18 protein-coding genes and 1 tRNA gene are annotated in these 22,434 nt (G+C 55.2%); 11 read left to right on the top strand and 8 right to left on the bottom strand.

Annotation, left to right across the window (positions count from 1 at the left end):
• The 3 genes from PKC81_RS10780 to PKC81_RS10770 form a co-directional block, all read left to right on the top strand.
• Window positions 1-557, top strand: a 557-nt coding sequence (locus PKC81_RS10780) for a sigma-70 family RNA polymerase sigma factor (RefSeq protein ID WP_324335934.1), incomplete at its 5' end; no start/stop codon positions are given.
• 95 nt (window positions 558-652) lie between these two features.
• Window positions 653-1,348, top strand: a complete 696-nt coding sequence (locus tag PKC81_RS10775) for a hypothetical protein (protein ID WP_324335932.1) — start codon at window positions 653-655, stop codon at window positions 1,346-1,348.
• 83 nt (window positions 1,349-1,431) lie between these two features.
• Entirely contained in the window at window positions 1,432-2,277 is an 846-nt protein-coding gene (locus tag PKC81_RS10770; protein WP_298602304.1) for a MoxR family ATPase, read from the top strand.
• Between the two features lie 2 nt (window positions 2,278-2,279).
• Here the strand turns inward: PKC81_RS10770 and PKC81_RS10765 are convergent, their stop codons facing one another.
• A complete protein-coding gene (locus PKC81_RS10765; RefSeq protein ID WP_324335929.1) occupies window positions 2,280-3,689 on the bottom strand; it encodes a methyl-accepting chemotaxis protein in 1,410 nt (469 codons plus the stop codon).
• A gap of 146 nt (window positions 3,690-3,835) precedes the next feature.
• On the opposite strand from PKC81_RS10765, the gene PKC81_RS10760 reads away from it, so the two are divergent.
• The gene (locus PKC81_RS10760) at window positions 3,836-5,017 is read left to right on the top strand and encodes a VWA domain-containing protein (protein ID WP_324335926.1); all 1,182 of its coding nucleotides are present in this window, start codon (window positions 3,836-3,838) and stop codon (window positions 5,015-5,017) included.
• A 7-nt stretch (window positions 5,018-5,024) separates the two neighbouring features.
• Here the strand turns inward: PKC81_RS10760 and PKC81_RS10755 are convergent, their stop codons facing one another.
• From PKC81_RS10755 to PKC81_RS10745, 3 genes are read right to left on the bottom strand one after another with little or no spacing between them, the layout of a single operon-like run.
• Complete coding sequence (locus PKC81_RS10755; protein ID WP_324335924.1) at window positions 5,025-6,320, bottom strand: MFS transporter; 1,296 nt, start codon at window positions 6,318-6,320, stop codon at window positions 5,025-5,027.
• 8 nt (window positions 6,321-6,328) lie between these two features.
• Entirely contained in the window at window positions 6,329-7,537 is a 1,209-nt protein-coding gene (locus tag PKC81_RS10750; RefSeq protein WP_324335938.1) for a DUF1343 domain-containing protein, read from the bottom strand.
• Window positions 7,537-8,085 (bottom strand): DOMON-like domain-containing protein, encoded by a 549-nt coding sequence (locus PKC81_RS10745; protein WP_324335922.1) that lies wholly within the window; start codon window positions 8,083-8,085, stop codon window positions 7,537-7,539. Before PKC81_RS10745 ends, PKC81_RS10750 begins: the two co-directional genes overlap by 1 nt.
• Window positions 8,086-8,133: 48 nt before the next feature.
• Here PKC81_RS10745 and tyrS point away from each other — a divergent pair, with 48 nt between their 5' ends.
• Both tyrS and PKC81_RS10735 read left to right on the top strand, forming a co-directional pair.
• Window positions 8,134-9,363: a tyrosine--tRNA ligase gene (gene tyrS / locus PKC81_RS10740; protein ID WP_324335920.1), complete on the top strand. Its 1,230-nt coding sequence runs from the start codon at window positions 8,134-8,136 to the stop codon at window positions 9,361-9,363.
• A gap of 95 nt (window positions 9,364-9,458) precedes the next feature.
• The gene (locus PKC81_RS10735) at window positions 9,459-9,782 is read left to right on the top strand and encodes a PilZ domain-containing protein (RefSeq protein WP_298603391.1); all 324 of its coding nucleotides are present in this window, start codon (window positions 9,459-9,461) and stop codon (window positions 9,780-9,782) included.
• Here the strand turns inward: PKC81_RS10735 and recG are convergent.
• Window positions 9,779-11,839, bottom strand: coding sequence for an ATP-dependent DNA helicase RecG (recG, locus tag PKC81_RS10730; protein ID WP_324335918.1), 2,061 nt, complete (start codon window positions 11,837-11,839; stop codon window positions 9,779-9,781). The two genes, PKC81_RS10735 and recG, sit on opposite strands and share 4 nt — an antisense overlap.
• A gap of 56 nt (window positions 11,840-11,895) precedes the next feature.
• Between recG and PKC81_RS10725 the strand changes: the two genes are divergently transcribed.
• Window positions 11,896-12,180, top strand: a complete 285-nt coding sequence (locus tag PKC81_RS10725; RefSeq protein WP_324335916.1) for a succinate dehydrogenase assembly factor 2 — start codon at window positions 11,896-11,898, stop codon at window positions 12,178-12,180.
• A gap of 4 nt (window positions 12,181-12,184) precedes the next feature.
• Window positions 12,185-15,658: a transcription-repair coupling factor gene (mfd, locus tag PKC81_RS10720; protein ID WP_324335914.1), complete on the top strand. Its 3,474-nt coding sequence runs from the start codon at window positions 12,185-12,187 to the stop codon at window positions 15,656-15,658.
• A 6-nt stretch (window positions 15,659-15,664) separates the two neighbouring features.
• On the opposite strand, the gene PKC81_RS10715 is transcribed toward mfd, so the two are convergent.
• Window positions 15,665-16,930 (bottom strand): GGDEF domain-containing phosphodiesterase, encoded by a 1,266-nt coding sequence (locus PKC81_RS10715; protein ID WP_324335912.1) that lies wholly within the window; start codon window positions 16,928-16,930, stop codon window positions 15,665-15,667.
• Window positions 16,931-17,002: 72 nt separating this feature from the next.
• On the opposite strand from PKC81_RS10715, the gene moaA reads away from it, so the two are divergent.
• The 3 genes from moaA (at window position 17,003) to PKC81_RS10700 (ending at window position 18,897) form a co-directional block, all read left to right on the top strand.
• Window positions 17,003-17,989: a GTP 3',8-cyclase MoaA gene (moaA, locus tag PKC81_RS10710; protein WP_324335910.1), complete on the top strand. Its 987-nt coding sequence runs from the start codon at window positions 17,003-17,005 to the stop codon at window positions 17,987-17,989.
• Window positions 17,986-18,762 carry an NAD kinase gene (locus tag PKC81_RS10705; RefSeq protein ID WP_324335908.1) on the top strand — a complete coding sequence of 259 codons (777 nt, stop codon included), beginning with the start codon at window positions 17,986-17,988 and terminating at the stop codon, window positions 18,760-18,762. The genes moaA and PKC81_RS10705 overlap by 4 nt, the downstream gene beginning before the upstream one ends.
• Window positions 18,763-18,822: 60 nt before the next feature.
• Window positions 18,823-18,897, top strand: a tRNA-Asn gene (locus tag PKC81_RS10700).
• A 17-nt stretch (window positions 18,898-18,914) separates the two neighbouring features.
• Here PKC81_RS10700 and PKC81_RS10695 read toward each other — a convergent pair.
• Window positions 18,915-19,655 (bottom strand): sulfite exporter TauE/SafE family protein, encoded by a 741-nt coding sequence (locus tag PKC81_RS10695; protein WP_324335906.1) that lies wholly within the window; start codon window positions 19,653-19,655, stop codon window positions 18,915-18,917.
• Between the two features lie 10 nt (window positions 19,656-19,665).
• Window positions 19,666-22,401 carry a preprotein translocase subunit SecA gene (gene secA / locus PKC81_RS10690; protein ID WP_324335904.1) on the bottom strand — a complete coding sequence of 912 codons (2,736 nt, stop codon included), beginning with the start codon at window positions 22,399-22,401 and terminating at the stop codon, window positions 19,666-19,668.
• Window positions 22,402-22,434: the final 33 nt, after the last annotated feature.

Raw genomic sequence — 22,434 nt, 5'->3', positions numbered from 1 at the left:
CCTATGCGACCTGGTGGATCAGGCAGGCGATCACTCGCTCGATCGCTGATCAGGCACGCACCATCCGTATTCCGGTGCACATGATCGAAACGATCAACAAACTGGTCCGTTGCAGCCGTCAGTTCCTGCACGAGCAAGGCCGCGAGCCGACTCCGGAAGAAATGGCCGAGCGCCTCTCAATGCCGCTCGAAAAAGTTCGCAAGGTGATGAAAATCGCCAAGGAACCGATCAGTCTCGAAACGCCGATTGGCGACGAGGAGGACTCGCATCTCGGCGATTTCATCGAGGACAAGAATGCGATCATTCCCGTCGATGCGGCGATTCAGGCAAACCTGAAGGAAACGGTCACCCGCGTCCTTGCCAGCCTCACTCCGCGTGAGGAACGCGTGCTGCGTATGCGCTTTGGTATCGGGATGAATACGGACCACACCTTGGAAGAGGTCGGCCAGCAATTCTCGGTGACCCGCGAACGTATCCGTCAGATCGAAGCAAAAGCGTTGCGGAAGCTCAAACATCCGTCGCGTTCGCGCAAGATGCGTTCGTTCCTCGACCAGTAATCGCTTCATCGGGCCGTAAACTTCCCGTTTAGCTTTTGCTGATATTTCCGACTTGTAGTGCTGTCTGAACCAGTCAGCGCAAGCCGGAGTGCGGAATGGGACTGACAGCCAGCAATCAACTGGATTTCGGGCGGCAATTTGTCGACAGCGTAGCTGCGCAAGGTTGCGATCCGATCGTTGCGCCCTTGATCGCATTTCTGGAGAAAAGCGATATTGGCATTGAACTGCGCTCGCAGGTCAAATTGTGTCGACCGGCGCTTAAAGCCGACATCGCGCACTTCATGAATGTTTGTTTCGGCCGTCATCCGGGCGTAATCGACTTTGCCGGACAGAAAATAGTCGAACAGGAAGCCCGCGAATGGCTTGTTCAAGCCATCGACGCATTTGCTCTGGAACGTGTATTCCTGAATCGCCTGACAGTAGCGGCTGGTCCAATCCACCGTCAGATAGGCCAGGATCGCGTAAACGGTCTTATCGAGAATCAGGGCCGCAGCATGGAAATGTTGGCGACCTCGGATCGCAATGGTTGCCCGGCAGGTGCCGCAATGGCATTTGTGCTGGACTGGCAACGCAGCCGTCCATTGCTCGATTATGTAGCGATGCGATTGGGCATTGAAGCACCCGCCTGCCTGCTTCCAAGCCGGGATGCAACCGCAGACCTTGCCAGCAAACTCGCCCGGAGTGCGGCGATTCAGCGCGCAATGACATTTGGTCGTGACCAGATGCTGGCACAGCAACGCGGCCTTTGGCACGTAATTGCTGCACGCCACCACGCGCTTCTCAGCGAATAAATCCCCAATCCATCACAAAGTCTGTTGCATTGCAGCCTGTCGCTGCTTAACGGTTAATCGGATGATTAAACCGGGGAAGATAGATGCGCTTTGACGGCACGCAAAATTATGTCGCAACCGACGATCTGAAAGTTGCCGTGAATGCAGCGGTGAAGCTACGGCGCCCGCTTCTCGTCAAAGGGGAGCCCGGCACCGGCAAAACCGTGCTGGCACAGGAAATAGCCAAAGCCATGGATGCGCCGCTGATCGAGTGGAACATCAAATCGACCACCAAGGCACATCAGGGCCTTTATGAATATGACGCCGTCGCGCGCTTGCGCGACAGCCAGTTGGGCGACGAGCGCGTTCACGACATCCGCAACTACATCAAACGTGGCAAACTTTGGGAAGCCTTCACTTCAGAGAAGCTCCCAGTCCTGTTGATAGACGAGATCGACAAAGCTGACATCGAGTTCCCGAACGACTTGTTGCAGGAACTCGATCGCATGGAATTCTATGTTTATGAAACCCATGAAACCATCAAGGCAGTCGAGCGCCCAATAGTCATAATTACGTCAAACAACGAAAAGGAACTGCCTGACGCCTTCCTGCGTCGCTGTTTCTTCCACTATATCAAATTCCCCGACCGCGAGACGATGCAGGCAATTATCGATGTCCACTTCCCTGGAATCCAGAAAGTGCTGGTATCGAAGGCCATGGATATTTTCTATGATATCCGCGAAGTACCGGGATTGAAAAAGAAACCCTCAACCAGCGAACTGCTCGACTGGCTCAAACTGCTTCTACATGAAGACATGCCGCTGGACGTTTTGCAGAATCGCGATCCGACCAAGGCAATTCCGCCATTGCACGGCGCGTTGCTCAAGAACGAGCAGGACGTGATGCTGTTCGAGCGGCTTGCGTTCATGGCGCGCCGCCAAGGAAATTGATCCTAGAGGATATACGCAATCTCTAGATCACCCCAGCGGCGTCCTTTGAAGCGCAGCGGGACATAGACATTCCGTACAACTGCCGAATCGCGATTTCCGCCTTGCGATGATGCACCGGTGTGCCGATAGACTGCCATCATATAGTCTTGCTCGCTGGCTTTCGCGATCAGATCGATGCCTTCATCGTTGAACACACGTCCGTTACGGCAATATCGGGTGTCGTGGGACAGGTCGCCAGTTGGTGCCCGCGAGAATTCACTTAAATGGGTCGGGAGGAAGCCGTTGCGACTGGTGCAGACTACCGTCAGGATTTCTGGGCGTAATGCTTTGGTTCGGTCGTAAAACGGTCGCCAGTTCTTGTCTGCCCAAGCCGTCAACTTTGAAGTGAAGCGGGGCGGATTGCTGCCAGCTATGAGAACCAGATTCTCGTCAAACAGCTCGTCAATCGTCAAATCGCCAGCTTCGATTGCAGCTTCGGTCAATGCTACGACATCACGGTTTTTTTCGAGCGCGAGTTCGACGAAAACGCTGTCATCTTTTGACATGCCGCTGTGAACAATCTTGTCGAACATGGTGTTTGCACGCAGTTCAAGTTCGGAAAGCTCCTTGTGCGCTACCTGCAACCGATCATGCATCTGATCGTTCGCCTGCGAGACCGCAACGCGGACATTGCGTGATTCGGCGAGTCCTTGATTGATGGCAGCCGTATTGACTGCGATTTCGCTGGTGCGATCGTCCACTTGGCCCACAATTTGCGTCAAACCGCCCAGCAAATCTTCCATATTGGCAAATTGGGCTTGCGCCTCACCGCTGCCTTCTATGCCGGTTCCGATCTCTACAGCTAACTTCTCGGCTTCGGCCGCCAATGAATTGACGGTACCTGTGATTTCTACAGCCGCAGTTCGCGAATCTAGAGCGAGCTTTTTGACTTCTGCAGCGACGACCGCGAAAGTCTGCCCTGCCTCACCCGCCTTTTGCGCTTCGATCGCCGCGTTGAGTGCGAGCATATTGGTAGTCCGGGCGATGTTGTCGATCGCCTGCGATGCACGCTTCACCTGCTCCATCGCGGCAGCAAATCCGGCAATATGATTCCCCAAACGGTTTATCAGGCCAATCATGTCAGAGAAGCCCGCCATAGAATTTTCGATGGTCGTATGGCTCGCCTCCAGCTTTTCGCGGGCTGCATCGGAGAGCTCTTTGGCCTCTTCCGTAGCATGGGCTACATTCTCGATTTCGTGCGTCAATTTGTCGGTTATCGCTTCGAGCAAACCGTGCTCGCGACGCAATTCCTCGGCAGCTTCTTTGGCCTGCTCAAGGGTTCCTGCAGTATCCGAACAATCGACCGCAACTTCACCACAAATTTTTGCGGTGTCATCAATCCATTTATTGGTCTGCAAAGCCAAGTTTTCCATTTTGTTGCGAGCCCTTTATCAGCTTGCAAACATGGTAAACCGGAATGCTTAGCGAGTGGTTAAAACGCGCAATGCCAATTCGGTTGACGAATGCAGTCGCTGGGGCCATGAATTTCTTAATTGGCTGATTAACCGGAAGCAGACACATGTTCTTCAATTTCCTAGACGAGCTCCGCTCCGCCGGCATCCCGGCTTCTCTGAAGGAACATCTGGCGCTGCTTGAGGCGCTTGATGCCGATGTTATTGAGCAGAGCCCCGAGGAGTTTTATTACCTGTCGCGCGCGATACTGGTGAAAGACGAGGCCCAACTCGACCGGTTCGACCAGGTTTTCAACAAGGTATTCAAGGGAATCCTCTCGGAATATGGCACCAACTCCGCAGAAATACCCGAAGACTGGCTAAAGGCGGTTGCTGAAAAATTCCTCACTCCTGAAGAGATGGAAAAGATAAAATCTCTCGGCACGTGGGACGAGATCATGGAGACGTTGAAAAAGCGTCTGGAAGAGCAGCAAAAACGCCACGAGGGCGGAAACAAGTGGATCGGCACAGGCGGAACATCGCCATTCGGAAACAATGGCTACAACCCCGAAGGTGTGCGCATAGGCGGCGAATCCAAGCATAAGCGCGCATTGAAAGTTTGGGAAAAGCGCGAATTCCAGAATCTGGACAACACAAAGGAACTCGGCACTCGCAACATCAAGATTGCGATGCGCCGCCTGCGCAAGTTTGCACGTGAAGGTGCGCAGGATGAGCTTGATATCGACGGCACCATCAATGGCACCGCGCGGCAGGGCTGGCTGGACATTCAAATGCGCGCCGAACGTCGCAATGCCATCAAGGTACTGCTGTTCCTCGATGTAGGCGGGTCGATGGATCCGTTCGTCAAGTTATGCGAAGAACTGTTCAGCGCGGCGACGGCGGAATTCAAAAACCTTGAATTCTACTACTTCCACAACTGCGTCTACGAAGGCGTGTGGAAGGATAATCGCCGCCGCTTTGCCGAGCGCACGCCTCTGTGGGAAGTGCTCCACAAATTCCCGCACGACTATAAGCTGATATTCGTCGGCGATGCGGCGATGAGCCCTTATGAAATTTCGCACCCCGGCGGCTCGGTTGAACATTTCAACGAAGAGGCTGGCGCGGTCTGGCTCCAGCGTATGGTCAACACCTATCCGGCAACGGTTTGGCTGAACCCGACTCCCGAAGCGCACTGGAATTATTCGCAGTCGACCAAGATCATCAAGGAATTGGTGAAGGACCGCATGTACCCGCTCACCCTTGAAGGGCTGGACGATGCCATGCGCGAACTAGTCCGCAAGAACGGCTGAGCCAAACTCAGCCTTTCTGGTCTAGTTCCTTGTTCAGATGCAGGCTCGCCCTCCAAAAGAAAAAGGAGGGAATGAGCCCGAGCAGCGCCGCGCCGTAAAGCACCCAGCGCACGCTTTCGTCACCCGCCATCGGTTTGATGCCGTCCGACAGCATTCCAAAGAATAGCGGCCCCAGGCCCAATCCGATCAGATTTTGTGCGAACAGCAAAACGGCAGACGCCATCGCGCGGGCGCGGAGCGGCACAAGACCCTGTGCGCAGCTATAGGCAGGGCCGACATACATGGAGTTCAGGAAAGTCGGCGTCATAATCAAAATGAGCGCGTACCACCAATTCTCAACCCAATAGGCACTGATCGCAATGGGGATAGCCAAGAGCATGCCGATGGCAGGTGCAGTCAACACATGCCGACGGTTCACCTTGCCATATTTGTCCGCGAACCAGCCCCCGGCAAAGGTTCCGATTATGCCCGCAATACCCCCGCCAATACCGAACCAGAAGCCGACCTCTCCCGGTGAAAGCTCATGCGTCCGTTGGAAGAAAATGGTCGTCCAGGTTGCTTTGCCGTAGCTCAGAAAAGCGGCCATTGCGCCGCCGATCGCCAGCATGATAAATGCACGGGAAGCCAATATTTCCTTGAAGGCCTCGGCTGTCGAAATCGCTGGCTTGGGCTCCGCAGCCTTGAGATGTGCAGACATGCGCGGATCGCGCAGAACAAAAAACACAATAGCGGCCAGTGCGATTCCTGGAAGACCGGCAACCAGAAAGGCCGCACGCCAGCCATAGGCGTCGGCAATCATTCCGCCGATCACCATTCCAAGCAATGATCCTATCGGAATACCGAGCGAGTAGAAGGAAATGGCCGATGCGCGTTTCTCGGGCGGTGCGAGATCTGCAATCAACGAGTGCGCTGCAGGCGTGCACCCTGCTTCTCCGACACCAACACCGATACGCGCCAGCAATAGTTGAACGAAATTTTGCGCCATCCCGCACAATGCCGTCATCCCTGACCAGATGATCAGCGAAACCGATATCAGTCCGACACGGTTGGTTTTAGGCCGATCTGCAAAGCGGGCAATCGGAATGCCAAGGAAAGTGTAGAAAGCGGCAAAGGCTATACCTGTCATCAGGCCGATTTGCGTATCGCTGAGCCCCAGATCGCGGCTGATCGGCTCGGCGAGAATATTGACGATCTGGCGGTCCAGAAAATTGAAGATGTAGACGATCAGCAAAACCCAAAGAGTCAAACGCAATGAATTGGGCGATTTCGGCAGTTCAGCCTTTGCGGGCTCTGTCGTCAACATCTCTCTCCTCAATACAGGAGATAGCGTTGCCTCTCCTCTCCCCAACTGTCTTCGTCTGCCTTTGCGTAGACGTCAAGGTCCGAAGGCATGGCTGCTGCATCATCGACCCACTCGCGAAGCAATGGCCCGCCATTGATCACATCAATCGCCAGCACATCATTGGTATATTCATATTTGAAATCGGTGCCGCGCCATAACTGGTAATCGGGATACAGGCGGCGAATGGCCTTGAAGGCCAGTGCTTGCAGCCGCCAGGGCTGGAAGCTTTCATGATTGTAGAAGCTTCCTTCGCCATGGATGTGCACGCCGTGGCACATTTTTCCGCTATGCTTATGGAAGGTCGGTTCAAACCAGATCTCGCGCATCTTGCATCCACGTAGCCATTTCGGTGCCAGACGTTCCATTTCCGCCATAACGAGGCGGGCGTCGATATCGGGGGCGCCAAAAAGCTCCAGCGGACGCGTCGTCCCTCTGCCTTCGCTCAATGTCGCGCCTTCGAGCATCACCGTGCCTGCATAGGCCCGCGCCATGTTGAGGTTGGCCGCATTGGGGCTGGGATTGATCCAGATACGCTCATCCGAAGGCCAGCCAAAGCCCGGCCCTTCATTCGGGTCATAGCCCTGCATCTCTACAACATGATAATCGACGTTCAGCTTGAAATGATCGATGAACCAATGACCCAGTTCACCCAACGTCAGGCCGTGTCGCATCGGGATTGGCCCTGCCCCAACGAAACTCTCCCAACCTCCGCGCAGCGTCAACCCTTCAATAGGGCGACCGGCAGGATTGGGGCGATCAAGAACCCAAACCGTTTTGCCATGCTTGGCCGCCTCTTCGAGGATGTACAGCAGCGTCGTAATGAAGGTGTAGATGCGGCAGCCCAAATCCTGCAGGTCGACCAGCACAACATCGAATGTCGACATCATCTGCCCGGTCGGACGCCGCACCTCGCCATACAGGCTGAACACCGGAATGTTGTAAACTGGATCAGTATAGTCGTCGGACTCGACCATATTATCCTGCTTGTCGCCCTTCAGTCCGTGCTGCGGGCCAAAAGCGGCGGAGATATTGAGGTCTCCTGTCGCGATCAGCGCATCGAGCGAGTGCAGGAGCCCCGCAGTCACCGAAGCAGGGTGTGCAACCAGCGCAACGCGTTTACCGGCCAATTCGCGGCGCAGTTCGGGTTCGGAAAGCAGGCGATCGATACCGAATTTAATCATGGCTCGGCTCGTGCCGGAAGACGCAATGTAAAGCAATCGGGATGATGGAAATCAGGTGCGCCTGCCGGATGCGCAAGAGACCAGTAGGATTTGGTACCGTCCCGTTCTTCAATCACGGCCGCAATAGCCAACAATAGATCTATGTCTGCAAATGCGTGCGGTAGTTCGAATGTCGCTTCCAGCGCAAAGTGGCTTTGACTGGCATCGTTGCTTAGTTCCGGCGCAATCGGCATCGGCAACTCCTCCATGGATTCCCGATAACCCGAAAAACTGTACGCCGCCCATTCGCTAGAAGGGGCGAAGTTGAATTCCAGATAGACGGGGATGTCAGCTTCCATCACAAACGCTTCGAAGCATGTTGTTTGCCACAGACCATCGCGTCTTTGGGCCTCTCGCGGAAATCCCAATTCCAACGCATCAACCGGCGCTTCGACATGATAGCGAACCCAGATCCGGTCATTTTCCTGTCGTTCGACATCGACAGCAAACTCATCAACGGTTTTGGCCGGTGTATCCGGGTGACATTTCATAGAATGCTTGGCCAAGCGCGAAACTCCATGCTAGGCGGCCCCGAAATTCAAACAGAGACCGACATGAGCCAGTATAAATCCGATCTCCTGCGCCTACTCGATAGTCGCGGCTATATCCACCAGCTAACCGATGCCGAAGGTCTCGATACGCTTGCGGCCAAGCAGATTGTTCCTGCCTATATCGGTTTTGATGCAACTGCCCCGTCCTTGCATGTCGGATCGCTGGTGCAGATCATGATGTTGCGCCGTTTGCAGCAGACCGGACACAAGCCAGTGGTATTGATGGGTGGCGGAACTACGCGGATCGGTGACCCCACGGGCCGCGACGAAAGCCGCAAGATGCTGAGCGACGAAACGATCGAAGCCAACATCGCCTCGATACGAACCATCTTTGATCGCTTTCTGAAGTTTGGCGATGGCCCGACCGATGCGGTCATGGTCAACAACCATGATTGGCTGGGCAAGCTCGGCTATATCGAAATGCTGCAAAAGGTCGGCACGCATTTCACCATCAACCGTATGCTGTCATTTGATTCGGTCAAACTGCGGCTCGATCGCGAACAGCCGATGACGTTCCTCGAATTCAACTACATGATCCTGCAGGGCTATGACTTCCGTCATTTGGCACAGGAAATGGGCGTCCGCCTGCAAATGGGCGGATCAGACCAGTGGGGCAACATCGTCAACGGCATCGAACTTTCGCGTCGAATGGATGCGTTGGAAGTTTATGGCCTTACGACACCGCTGCTCGCCACCGCCGATGGCGCAAAGATGGGCAAAACAGCGAAAGGCGCGGTCTGGCTGAATGGTGATCAATTGCCCGCCTACGATTACTGGCAATTTTGGCGCAATACGCAGGATGCCGATGTAGGTCGCTTCCTTCGGTTGTTCACTGACATTGATCTTGATGAAATCAGCCGGCTCGAAAGGCTCGAAGGAGCGGAGATAAACGAGGCGAAGAAGGTCTTGGCTGATGCTGCGACCAAGATGGCTCATGGCGCAGAGGCCGCCGTCGCTGCCGCCGAGACGGCGCGCAAAACTTTTGAGGAAGGGGCAGGCGGAGAGGCTTTGCCCTCAATTTCAGTTACCGAATCGTCCATATCTTTGGTCGATGCAATGGTTGCACTGGGCCTTTCTGCTTCGAAAAAGGAGGCGCGCAGACTGATTTCGGGTGGCGGCGCGCGTCTTGATGGAGAAGCTGTTACCGACGAAAATGCAATGATTTCAAAGACAGTGGAGCCGATCCGCGTTTCCGCAGGAAAAAAGAAACACGGATTGGTCGACTTCGGATAATCGGGTAAAAATTCTTGCGACGAGATTTTACCATTTTTTCGTAAAAGCATGTCACACCGGTCCTGCGACCCTCGTCGAAACAGGACAGTTTGAACATGGCACAACCGGCTATAGATGAAAATTATGACATGCGTCGGGCAGCCCGTCATCGGGCCAGCTATGATGTGCTTGCAGACAGCAAGAAGCATGGCGAGCAGAAACTGCATATAGCCAATATCTCGGCGCACGGTTTCATGATCGACAATAACAAAGTGTTCGAACATGGCGATCGCATCGAACTTCGTCTGCCAGTAATCGGGCGGATTGAAGCGCATCTGATCTGGTCAGTCGACGGCCGAGCTGGATTTCAGTTCGAGCGGGTTGTCCGTTTGCCTGATTTCATGGCACTTATTGACGTTGTTGGGCCTAAAAACCGCTAACCCCCCCGCAGCGTTGCCAATCCGGCATCTCGCTCAAACAAGTATAGCGCTATACGGGCCGCTGCACCGCGTGGTCCGTCAAGCCCGCCATCGCGATCAATCAACAACCGGGCATCGGCTGACGCCGCGCCGATTAGCTCCCGAACCTGCTCGTCTGTAGCCACGCGGAACGGGCTCTCCCCGGATTGCCGCGTTCCAAGCAGCTCGCCTGCTCCGCGGAGTTTGAGATCTTCTTCGGCAATCCGAAACCCGTCATTGGTCTCACGCATCAAGGCAAGGCGCGCTCTGGCGGTTTCGCTCACCTGTGATGAACGAACAAGGATGCAAGACGATTTCTCGCTTCCACGCCCGACACGACCGCGCAGTTGGTGCAACTGCGCCAAGCCGAAACGATCGGCTGCCTCGACGATCATCAGGCTGGCATTGGGGACATCCACACCAACTTCGATGACGGTGGTGGCTACCAAAAGCCGGGTTTTGCCAGCGGCAAAGCCTTCCATCACGGCATCCTTTTCAGGTCCCTTCATGCGACCGTGAATCAAGGCAACCTGATCGCCAAAGCGCTGCCTCAACATGGCGGCCCGTTGTTCGGCGGCAGCGAGTTCACTGCGTTCGCTTTCCTCAACCAGCGGACACACCCAGAACGCCTGTTTGCCGCTCGCAAGATGTCGCGCAACACCATCGATCAGTTCGGGCAGGCGTTCTTCTGATATTACACGCGTTTCAACAGGCCTACGCCCCGGCGGCATTTCGTCGATGGCCGACACGTCCATTTCTCCATAGCAAGCCAGAGCAAGGCTGCGCGGGATCGGGGTCGCTGTCATAACCAGCAAATGCGGGACACCCTGCCCTTTGCGCGACAGCATCAAGCGCTGACTGACACCAAATCGATGCTGTTCATCAATAATCGCCAACGCTAGCGCCTTATAGGTCACGGCTTCCTGAAAAATCGCATGTGTCCCGACAAGGATGTCTATCGATCCATCCGCGAGCCCCATCAATACCGATTCACGTACCCGACCCTTCTCGCGTCCTGTCAGGATCGCGACATTCACTGGCAACCCCGCGAGCGAGGCCTGTAGGCTCGCCAGATGCTGCCGCGCCAATATTTCCGTAGGCGCCAGCATTGCGCCCTGTTTTCCGGCCTCAACCGCACGCAACAAAGCATGTAGCGCCACCATCGTCTTTCCGGATCCGACATCGCCTTGCAGCAAGCGTAGCATCGGCCGCGTCTGCTGCAGGTCACCCTCGATTTCCGCAATCACCCGTCTTTGCGCGCCCGTCAGCGCGAAAGGCAGGCGCAACTGGGATATCAGCCTGCCATCCCCATGGATTTGGGGACCGCGTCGGCGATCGAGCGATGCTCGGACAAGCCGCATCGCCAATTGATTGGCTAATAACTCGTCATAAGCGAGCCGGTCCCGGACGGATTTTTCATCTTTGTGATGGACGATCGAAACCGACTGACTCCAACCGGCCCATTTGCGATCAGCGAGCAATGATGGTTCAATCCATTCGGAAAGCTCTGGCAATCTCTCCAGTCCCTGCTGAACCAGTCCGTGGAGACGATTACTCGTAATCCCCTCGGACAGCGGATAAACGGGCTCGATCAGCGCAACTGGCCTAGCCTCGACCGCAGACGAAATATGATCGGGATGCACGATTTGCAGTTCATCACCATAGCGCTCCAATTTTCCCGAAACGATGCGCGTTTCTCCGACAGGCAACTGTTTCTTGGCCCAGGAACGGGTTCGTCCAAAAAAGGTCAAAGTAAGATAATTGCCTTCACCATCCACACCATGAATGCGTAACGGGCTTCGTGCACTTCCACCCGATCGGTGGCTCGCTATAACCAGTGTAACGATGATGTTCTTGCCTACATCTGCCACATCTACCGTTTTGACTGCCTTGCGATAGGTCCATCCGGTTGGGAAATGATACAGCAGGTCTTTGACACGCTTTAACCCCAGCCGGTCCAATGGGCGCGCAATCCCCGGCCCTACGCCTTTCAGCGTTTCCACTTCAGCAAATAACGGATTGAGAATATCGGGCCGCATGACTAGGGGCACTATATAGGCCGCTGGCCATCATTCCACTATCTTCGAGACAAATCATGGACCGGGCATCCTATCTTCGCAAACTGCATTTTCGTGCCCACCACCGTGGTACGCGCGAAGCCGATGCAATTGTCGGCGGTTTTTTCGACAATTATCATGCCCTATGGTCCGACGCGGATTTCGCCTGGTTCGAAGCTTTGCTTGAGGAACAGGATGTCGACATCATGGGCTGGGCGATGCGTACCCTGCCCGTTCCTGCAAAATGGGAAGGTCCGATGCTCGATCTGCTCATGCGGCTCGATTATATTTCGCTACCTGTCGGACTGACCAAGGCCGACTGAGCAAATGACCGACCTGCAGCGCATCTTGAAGGCGGATCGCCCGCTGACACTGGCCTCGGTGCCTGCGGGGTTCACGCCTCTGCTGGTCGCTGATCTCGCGCGCGGGGCCAAAAGTGCGACGCTCTATATCGCGCCAGACGACGCGGCGATGCGTTCACTGGCAGACACGATTCCCTTTTTCGCTCCCGAACTGGAAATCCTGCAATTCCCGGCCTGGGACTGCCTGCCCTATGACCGTGCCTCGCCGTCGACGGTGATAACCAGCCAGCGCATGGCGACACTCAACGCGCTGCAACACCCGACCAAATCCAAGCGCGTGTTGCTGACCACCATCGGGGCAATGATTCAACGTGTTCTCACGCCTTTCCGTATCCGCCAGACGGGGGCCATTCTTGCTTCGGGAGTTTCGATCAATCGCGAGAAGCTGGCAAACCTGTTGCAGGCCAATGGCTATTTCCGGGTCGATACCGTCGCCGAGGCGGGTGAGTTTGCCATAAGAGGCAGCCTTGTCGACTTGATCCCGGCAGGCAGCGAGGACGGCCTGCGACTCGACTTTTTCGGAGACGAAGTCGAAACAATCCGCCGCTTCTCTCCGCAAGACCAGAGGAGTATCGGCACGGTCGACCGGTTCGCACTTTTGCCTGCGGTCGAAACACTGATGGACGAGGATGCGGTTCGCCGTTTCCGCACGCAATATCGTGACCTGTTTGGGACAACAGCGACCGGCGATCCGCTCTACCAGGCAGTATCGGAGGGGCGCCGGTTGGCCGGCATGGACCATTGGCTGCCTTTGTTCGAGGAGCGAATGGTCACTTTGCTCGACCATCTCGACAGCGACACATTGATCCTGCGTGATCAAGCGGCACTAGCGGCCGGTGAGGCGCGATTTGAGGCGATTGCCGATTACCACGCCAACCGCGAAAAGGCACAGTCAGCAAGTCCCGGCAGTTATCGACCACTGGCACCGGACAAGCTGTATTTAGCAAGCGAAGAACTGGAAGCGTTGCTCGAAGCGCATAACAGCCATCTTCTGACGCCCTTTGCCGCACCGGAAGCCGCGAACACCATCGACTTCGGCATTTCAGCAGGCCGCGATTTCGCACCTGAACGAGCGCGTAAGGATAATGTCTACGAGGCGGTTTCCGCCTATCTGAAGGATAGCATCCGCGCTGGTCAAAAAGCCATTGTAGCAAGCTACTCCGCAGGCGCGCGCGAGCGCCTCAAGGGCCTGCTGTCTGATCATGGCGCGCCCAAATTGGTGGAAGCGGATGGCTGGCAGGCCGCATTGGGAGTTGCAGCGGGCAAAGCGGCGGCGATGGTGGTTCTGCCAATCGACCACGGCTTTGCCTCGCCAGATGTCGCGCTAATCTCCGAACAGGACATATTGGGCGACCGCCTCGTCCGCCGTCGGAAGAACAAGAAGAGCGCCGATGCTTTCCTTGCCGAAATGGCAGCGCTCACGCCTGGCGACCTGATTGTCCATGTAGAACATGGCATAGGCCGCTATGAAGGGCTTGCCTCTATCCCGGTAGGTCAAAGCCCGCATGATTGTGTTGCGCTCACCTATGCAGGTGGCGACCGGCTTTATGTTCCGGTCGAGAATATCGATGTCCTCTCGCGCTACGGCAATTCGGACGGGGCAGTCACGCTCGACAAATTGGGCGGTGAGGCGTGGCAACGGCGCAAAGCGAAACTCAAGGAACGCATCACCGCCATAGCGCATGAACTGATCCGCACAGCCGCCGAACGAGCGCTGCGGCCCGGCGCGCTGATCGAGGTAGAAGATGCAGGCTATGCCGCCTTTGTCGACCGCTTCCCTTACGCTGAAACCGACGATCAGGAACGGGTCATTGCCGAAGTCTTGGAAGACCTGTCGAGCGGCAAACCAATGGACCGCCTTGTATGCGGCGATGTCGGCTTCGGGAAAACCGAAATAGCCATGCGCGCAGCATTCGCAGCCGCTATGGCCGGCTATCAGGTGGCCGTCATCGCCCCCACCACCCTGCTTGCACGCCAGCATTATACCAATTTTGTCGAACGCTTTGCCGATACGCCGTTGAAGCTTGGGCGGCTGTCACGCCTCGTTCCGTCTGCCGAGGCAACTAAGACCCGTGACGGTCTGACCGACGGTTCAGTCGACATAGTCATCGGCACCCACGCCGTTCTCGCAAAATCGATCAAATTCCGGAAACTTGGCCTGGTTATCGTCGATGAAGAGCAGCGCTTTGGCGTGAACCATAAGGAACAACTCAAGGCGTTGAAGACTGACGTCCATATGCTGACGCTGACGGCAACCCCCATTCCCCGTACCTTGCAGATGGCAATGTCTGGCCTGCGCGAACTTTCGGTTATCCAGACCCCGCCAGTGGACCGTCTCGCGGTGCGCACCTATGTCATGCCGTGGGATGAAGTCGTGATGCGTGAGGCTTTGCTGCGTGAGCATTATCGCGGCGGGCAAAGCTTCTTCGTCGTTCCCCGCATCTCCGACCTTGCCGAGATCGAAGAGTATCTGCGTGACCATGTGCCCGAAGTGAAATTTGTCACCGCGCATGGGCAGATGGCCGCTGGTGAAATTGAAGAGCGGATGACCGCATTTTACGACAAACGCTACGATGTGCTGTTATCGACCACGATCATCGAAAGTGGCCTCGACATTCCCAGCGCAAATACGCTGATCGTCCACCGCGCCGACCGCTTCGGACTGGCGCAATTGTACCAGCTTCGCGGGCGCGTAGGTCGCTCCAAAGCAAGAGCCTATGCTTATTTAACCCAGCCTGCCGATCGAGTGCTCAACGAAACGGCTGAAAAGCGTCTCAAGGTGCTAAGTGATCTTGATACACTAGGCGCCGGGTTCCAGCTGGCCAGTCACGACCTAGACATAAGAGGCGCGGGCAATCTGGTTGGTGACGAACAGTCCGGACATATCCGCGAAGTCGGGTTCGAGCTTTACCAGTCAATGCTCGAAGAAGCGGTGGTTGCCGTTCGCGCTCAAGCGCATGGCCTCGCCAAACCGCGTGACAGCTTCTCGCCGCAAATTACCGTCGATGCGCCAATCCTGATCCCGGACGATTATGTGCCCGACCTTTCGGTGCGCATGGCCCTTTATCGTCGCCTCAACGATCTGGATGAAGCGCAGGATATTGAAGGCTTTGCTGCCGAATTGTCCGACCGTTTTGGCCCGATACCGGAACCAACACAAAACCTGCTCAAACTGATTGAAATCAAGCAGAATGCTCTGGCCGCGCAAGTCGCCAAAATCGAAGTAGGCCCGCGCGGGGCGCTGGTCAGCTTCCACGAAGACCGGCCTCCTAACATGCCAGGCCTTCTCGCTTATGTCGAAAGACTCGGTGCCACGGCGAAGCTCAGGCCGGACAGCAAGCTGGTGATCAACCGGAATTGGCCCGATCCGGCCAGTAAACTTAACGGCTGCCTCCAGCTCTCCAAAGGCCTTGCCGGTCTGGCCCGCAAAGCCGGGTAATCCGTTCTACTGACGTATGTATTCAAGAAATTGCTCAGCCGTTAAAGGCGGCGAACGCAAATATCCTTGAAAATAGTCGCAGCATTCTGAGCGCAGCAATTCAAGTTCGCTGACTTTCTCAACACCCTCGGCAATAATCCGTAGACCCAATGCCTTGCCCAGTGCAATGATCGCGCGCAGCACGATAAGGTCGCGTGGATTGCCGCCAATGTCGGCCGTCATGCCTTTGTCGATCTTGAGATAATCAAGCGGCAGGCTCTTGAGATAGGCAAGGCTGGAATAGCCTGTACCAAAATCGTCGATAGCGACACCAATGCCCTTAGCGCGCAACATCTCAAGTTGGGATAGCGCAAGATCGAAGTCGCGAACGATGCTCTCTTCGGTCAACTCGACTGTCAGACGATTGAACGGGAAACCTGAATCTTCCAAAATAGCAAGCAACCGTATAGCATGATCATCGGCAAGTTCTTCAGCACCAAGATTGATCGAAAGATGCAAAGCATCTGGCCATTGCGCAGCATAACCCACGGCTTGCTTCTGTATCGCATAAGACAATTCTTCACGCAGATCACAACGGTCAGCTGCGGCGAATAATTCCTCAGCACCAATCTGGCCAAATTCGGGATGGGTCCAACGCGCAAGTGCTTCGGCCCCGACCAACTTTTCCGTTTCAACCTCAAACTGGGGCTGGAAATAGATCGCGATTTCCTGTTTCATCAGCGCCTGACGCAGGCCCTTGTCCAGACGAGAATTCCTCTGGCTATCGAAGTTGGTAACGCTGTCGGCAAAGCGATATTTCCGTCCCTTGTGTGAATAGGCTGCCGATAACGCACTCGATGCCGCAGCCAGCAATTGGGTACCGGACTGGCCGGGTCTGGACAGTGCTATTCCTATCCGAGGACTGATGTGCAGTTCGCCGTCACGGTGCTGTAATGGCGCTTCAAGTAGCCCCAGTAGTTGACGTGCTACCTGCTCCGCCTCAGCTTGTCCGCAGGCACCTGCAATGATCAGAAATTCCCTGCCCGGCAAGCGCGCGGTCAGGATCGCGTCCGAAATTGACGGGGCAAAGCCAGCGATCCTTTTTCCGATTTCAGCAATAACGGCATTACCCGTTTCCCTGTCGTGCAGGTCATTCACCTGTTTCAAATCACGGATGCCAACCAGCAACAGCAAGGCTCCACGCGAAGCGCTAGCCTCGAATGCTGACAGCCATAGCTGTGCATCGCGTGCAGGCGAAATCTTCTTCGCTGGCATTGCTGTTACCGAATCCATCTCACCAGAATATCCGAAAAGCCTTTCCCAACCGTTGCCAGCACGGAACAAGACAGATAGGTCAGATGCACAATGCAAGACAATTTCGGACGAACCATAGACTATCTCCGAATTTCGGTGACCGACCGGTGCAATTTCCGGTGCACATATTGCATGCCCGAGCAACAGACATTCCTGCCGCGAACTGATCTGCTCGATTACACGGAAATTGCGCTGATTGCTGGGCGCTTCATAAAGCACGGCATCCGGAAAATACGCCTTACCGGCGGGGAACCTCTGGCACGTCGCGATGTTGACGTTCTGATTCAGGAACTCGGCCGAAATGTGCAATCTGGAGCGCTCGACGAACTGACATTGACCACCAATGGCAGCCGACTCTCCCATTATGCACCCATTTTGAGAGAATCAGGTGTGCGTCGCATCAATGTCAGCCTCGACAGTCTTGTCCCGGCTAAGTTCAGTGCCGTCACTCGCGGCGGTGACCTTGACCAGGTTCTGAACGGGATTGAGATCGCTAAGGCCAATGGATTGGGCATTCGGATCAATATGGTCGCACTGAAAGGCGTGAATGACGATGAAATTGCGCCAATGGCGAAATATTGCGCCACCAATGGCTTCGATCTCGCCTTGATCGAAACCATGCCGCTGGGGGATGGCGTATCGGGGCGCACCGGGCAGTTTATTCCACTCGATGACTTTGTCCGTCCTCTTCTGGAAAACGCCACGTTGACGCCGATTGACCATCGTACGGCAGGGCCTGCACGCTATTACCAGTTGGAACCGCTTCACCTGCGGCTCGGGTTGATCACGCCGATGACCCATAATTTCTGCGGAGATTGCAACCGCTTGCGCCTGGCCAGCGACGGGAAAGTGCACATGTGCCTTGGCTCTGAATTCCATGTGGATTTTCGCGATGCCATTCGCAGCGGCGGCATGGAAGCAGTCGACCGGCTTCTTCAAAAAGCTTTACGGTTGAAGCCTGAGCGACATGATTTCGAGCGGCAAATGGAGGACAAAGATTTGCGCCTGCACCGTCATATGAATGCGACTGGCGGATGAGCCGTTTCTCAAAGCTAGCCCTGCTCGCCTCACCAGGCGAACCTGCGCGCAAGGCAGAAAAGCAATTGCGTGAAATCCATGAATTCGTCCCCATAGAAGAAGCAGATGCAGTGATTGCGTTGGGCGGTGACGGATTCCTTTTGCAATTATTGCATCGTCTTTTGGAGCAGCGCCGCGATTTGCCTACTTACGGTATGAATCTGGGCACAATCGGCTTCCTGATGAACAGTTGGAACCCAGACGACCTGCTCAATCGACTGGATCGCGCAAAAAGCATTACTGTGACGCCTTTAATGGCAACGATTGAGGCAACGTCGGGCCAACGCTTCACGCTGCCCGCGATCAACGAAGTCTCTTTGCTGCGCGAAACGCGACAGGCGGCAAAGCTGCAAATAGATGTGAATGGTCGCACGGTTATCGATGAACTAATCTGCGACGGTGTTCTGGTTGCGACGCCTGTGGGATCAACGGCTTACAACCTTTCGGCAAACGGCCCGATCCTGCCGCTCGACAGCTCTCTGCTGGCTTTGACGCCCATAAGCCCCTTCCGCCCACGCCGTTGGAAAGGGGCAATCTTGCCAGACCGCTATGTCGTCAAGCTGACAATACTGGAAAGTTCAAAACGCCCGGTAAGTGCTGTTGCCGACCAACGCGAAATCCGCGACATATCGTCAGTGGAGGTGGCGCTGGACCGCAACCGTTCGCTTACTTTGTTGTTTGATCCCGAACATGCACTCGACGATCGCATCGCGATGGAACAATTTATCACCTGACCACTTGCTTTTTGTTTCAGGCCAAGCCATAGGCGCGCCTGCCCGATGTCATCGGGCTGCTCCCCGGTAGCTCAGCGGTAGAGCAATCGGCTGTTAACCGATTGGTCGGCGGTTCGAATCCGTCCCGGGGAGCCAGATTTTCTCCAGAAAAATCAAAGCGCCTGCAACAACAGACGGACCGCGGCATAGCCGACCAGCAGCGCAGTCATCCGCCGCAGCAAAACAGGCGAAAATAGCCTGATTCCGATATGGCTGCCAATCTGGCCTCCGATCAGCACTGCCAGCAACAAGGGCCAATATGCAGCGGACGATTCTGCGACAGCACCAACGCCACCCTTGAGTAACTGACCGCCCAGTCCGGTTATCGAGTTGGCAAGGATGTAGAGAGAGGCGAAAGCTGCGATTCGCTTTGCTTCTGCCCAGCGGATCAGGTGAAGCACCGGCGCCATGAATATGCCGCCACCGATGCCGGATAGTCCTGCCAGCAGGCCGACCAGGCCTGAAAGAGCCAAAGTGGCAGCTGGTGGCAACTTGGCCTCAGGAAAGCGTTCCTGAGGCAGCAATAGAGCAACGGCAGAAACCAGCAGAGTCGTTCCCAATATCAACAGGAAGGTTGCTTCCTTGAGCGGCGTTAACCCACCCAGGAAAGCGAGAGGAGCTGATACCGCCAACAGCGGCAGTACTGCCTTCCAGTCAATCAGTCCAACACGCCAGAAGCGGTACGTTCCGCCTGTTACAACAACAATGTTGCAGCATAAGGATATGACCGGAATCAGCCTTGGCTCGATCCCGGTCAATGTCAGAATTGCCGTGTAGGAAGATCCTCCGCCAAAACCGACGGAGGCGTAAATGAGCGCGATGAGGCCGAATAGCAGGGCCATTATCGCGCTCATGCTTCAGTCCTTAATAGGCACCGTGACAGTGTTTGTACTTCTGCCCGGAACCGCATGGACAAGGATCATTACGGCGCAGGTTCGGGTTCCCCGCAAATGGATCGCCTTCTTTCGGATTATTGGGCACCTGACGCGCAGGAATGGATGCCTTGATCAAGCCCAGATCGGCGCCATCCACATCGTCGCTATCATCGTCCCCGGTGAGCGGATCGAAATGCGTGGTCAGGAAATCGGGCAATTCCGGCAGATCGCCTTCGGGGAAATTGGGTTCCATCCGGAACTCGTTTGTCAGCACAGTCTTGACGATATCCTCTCGAATGGCCGACAACATCCGTTCAAACAGACCAAAGCTTTCCTGCTTATATTCGTTGATCGGATTTTTCTGCGCATAGGCGCGCAAATAGATCACCTGGCGCAGTGCATCGAGAGTCGCCAGATGCTCCTTCCAGTGATGATCGAGATTTTGAAGCAGAATTTGCTTTTCGATCTGCCGGAACAGTGTCGCATCAATCGAAGCACGCTTTTCGGACAGCTTGGCCTCGGCAGCTTCAGCAATTCGCGCTTCTACGATGTCCGGTTCAATAGCTTCTTCGGTGAGCCAGCTATCAATATCGGGGTACAGTCCGAGAATTTCACTGACCTGCTTTTTCAAGCCATCAACGTCCCATTGTTCGGGATAGGTTTCAGGCGGGCAATTTTCGCCGACAATGCTGTTGACCGTTTCATGCAGCATATCATCGAGGACATCGTCGACTGCTTCGGCATCCATGATGTCGCTGCGCTGCTCATAGATAACCTTGCGCTGATCATTCATGACGTTGTCATATTCAACCAGTTGCTTACGCACATCATAGTTGCGCGCCTCGACCTTGCGTTGTGCGGTTTCGATGGCCTTGGACAGCCATTTGCCGCCAATCGCCTCGCCATCTTCGAGACTGCTGTTCATCATGCGTGCAAACAGCGTTTCCGAACCGAAAATGCGCAACAAATCATCTTCAAGGCAGAGATAGAAACGCGACAGGCCAGGATCGCCCTGACGGCCCGAACGGCCACGCAGCTGGTTATCGATGCGGCGGCTTTCGTGGCGCTCGGTGGCGAGTACGAACAGACCACCGGCTTCCAGCACCTTTGCTCGTTCAGCCTCGATTTCAGCACTGATATGCGCAATTGCTGCATCGCGTTCCGGACCTTCAGGCATTTCGCGCAGTTCGTCTTCCATGCGGAATTCGAGGTTGCCACCCAATTTGATGTCGGTACCGCGACCGGCCATGTTGGTGGCAATCGTGACGGCACCCAAACGGCCGGCTTGCGCGACGATATGCGCTTCCTGCTCGTGAAAACGCGCGTTGAGGACAGCGTGTTCGACACCTTCCTTGTTCAGATAATCGCTCAGCAGTTCCGACTTTTCGATCGAGACAGTGCCGACCAGCACCGGCTGACCGCGATCATGGGCCTCCTTGATCGTCTTGGCGATGGCGGCAAATTTGTCTGCGGTATTCTTGTAGAATTCGTCATTCTCGTCGATCCGCTGAACAGGAACATTGGTCGGGATTTCCACGACGTTCAGTTTATAGATGTCGTAAAATTCCTGCGCTTCGGTGGCTGCAGTGCCCGTCATCCCCGAAATCTTTGAGTACATGCGGAAATAGTTCTGGAAGGTGATTGTCGCCAGCGTCTGGTTTTCCGGCTTGATTGCCACGCCTTCCTTGGCCTCCACCGCCTGATGCAAGCCGTTCGACCAGCGGCGTCCGTCCATCATACGACCGGTAAATTCGTCGATAATGATCACTTCGCCATTTTTGACGATGTAGTCGGTATCGCGCTTGAACATCGTATTGGCTTTAAGGGCCTGATCAAGGTGATGCACGACCTGAGTGTTTTCGGCATCGTACAAGTTGGATCCAACGAGCAATCCGGCTGATTCCAGCAGACGCTCCGCTTTTTCCGTGCCCTCTTCGGTCAAGATGACGCTGCGTGCCTTTTCGTCCTTTTCATAATCGGCTTCATCAAGTTGCAGCACAATTTCATGCACAGCCTTGTACATTTCCGATTTATCATCGGTCGGACCTGAAATGATAAGCGGCGTCCGCGCTTCATCAATCAGGATCGAATCCACCTCGTCAACGATCGCGAAGTTGAACGGGCGCTGCACCATCTGCGCACGCTCGTGCTTCATATTATCGCGCAGATAATCAAAGCCGAGCTCGTTGTTTGTCGCATAAGTGATGTCGCAATTATAAGCGGCGCGACGTTCATTTTCCGACAGGTTGGGAACAATCACACCGGTAGTGAGCCCGAGGAAGCCATAAATCTGGCCCATCCACTCTGCGTCACGCTTGGCGAGATAGTCGTTAACGGTAACGACATGGACGCCCTTGCCTTCAATTGCGTTGAGATAGGTGGCAAGCGTTGCGACCAACGTCTTGCCCTCACCGGTGCGCATTTCAGCAATTTCGCCGCGATGGAGAACAATACCGCCAACCATCTGCACGTCAAAATGACGCATTCCGGTTACACGCTTCGAAGCCTCACGAACGGTAGCAAAGGCTTCAGGCAGAATATCATCCAGCGCCTCACCCGCTTCAAGGCGCTCGCGAAAGCGCTGTGTCTGCGCCTTCAGATCATCATCTGAAAGTGATGCCATCTGGTCTTCGAGCGCATTGATTTTGGTGACGATTTTCATCGTCTTTTTGACATAACGGTCGTTAGAGGAACCGAAAATGGACTTGGCGATTGTGCCGAGCATGAGCAAACCTTTGATAAATATGGATAGAGATCA

Origin of the sequence: Sphingorhabdus sp. (assembly GCF_035329025.1) — a bacterium.
In the GTDB taxonomy this organism is placed as follows: Bacteria; Pseudomonadota; Alphaproteobacteria; order Sphingomonadales; family Sphingomonadaceae; genus Sphingorhabdus_B.
This window is presented reverse-complemented; position numbering and strand designations above follow the sequence as displayed.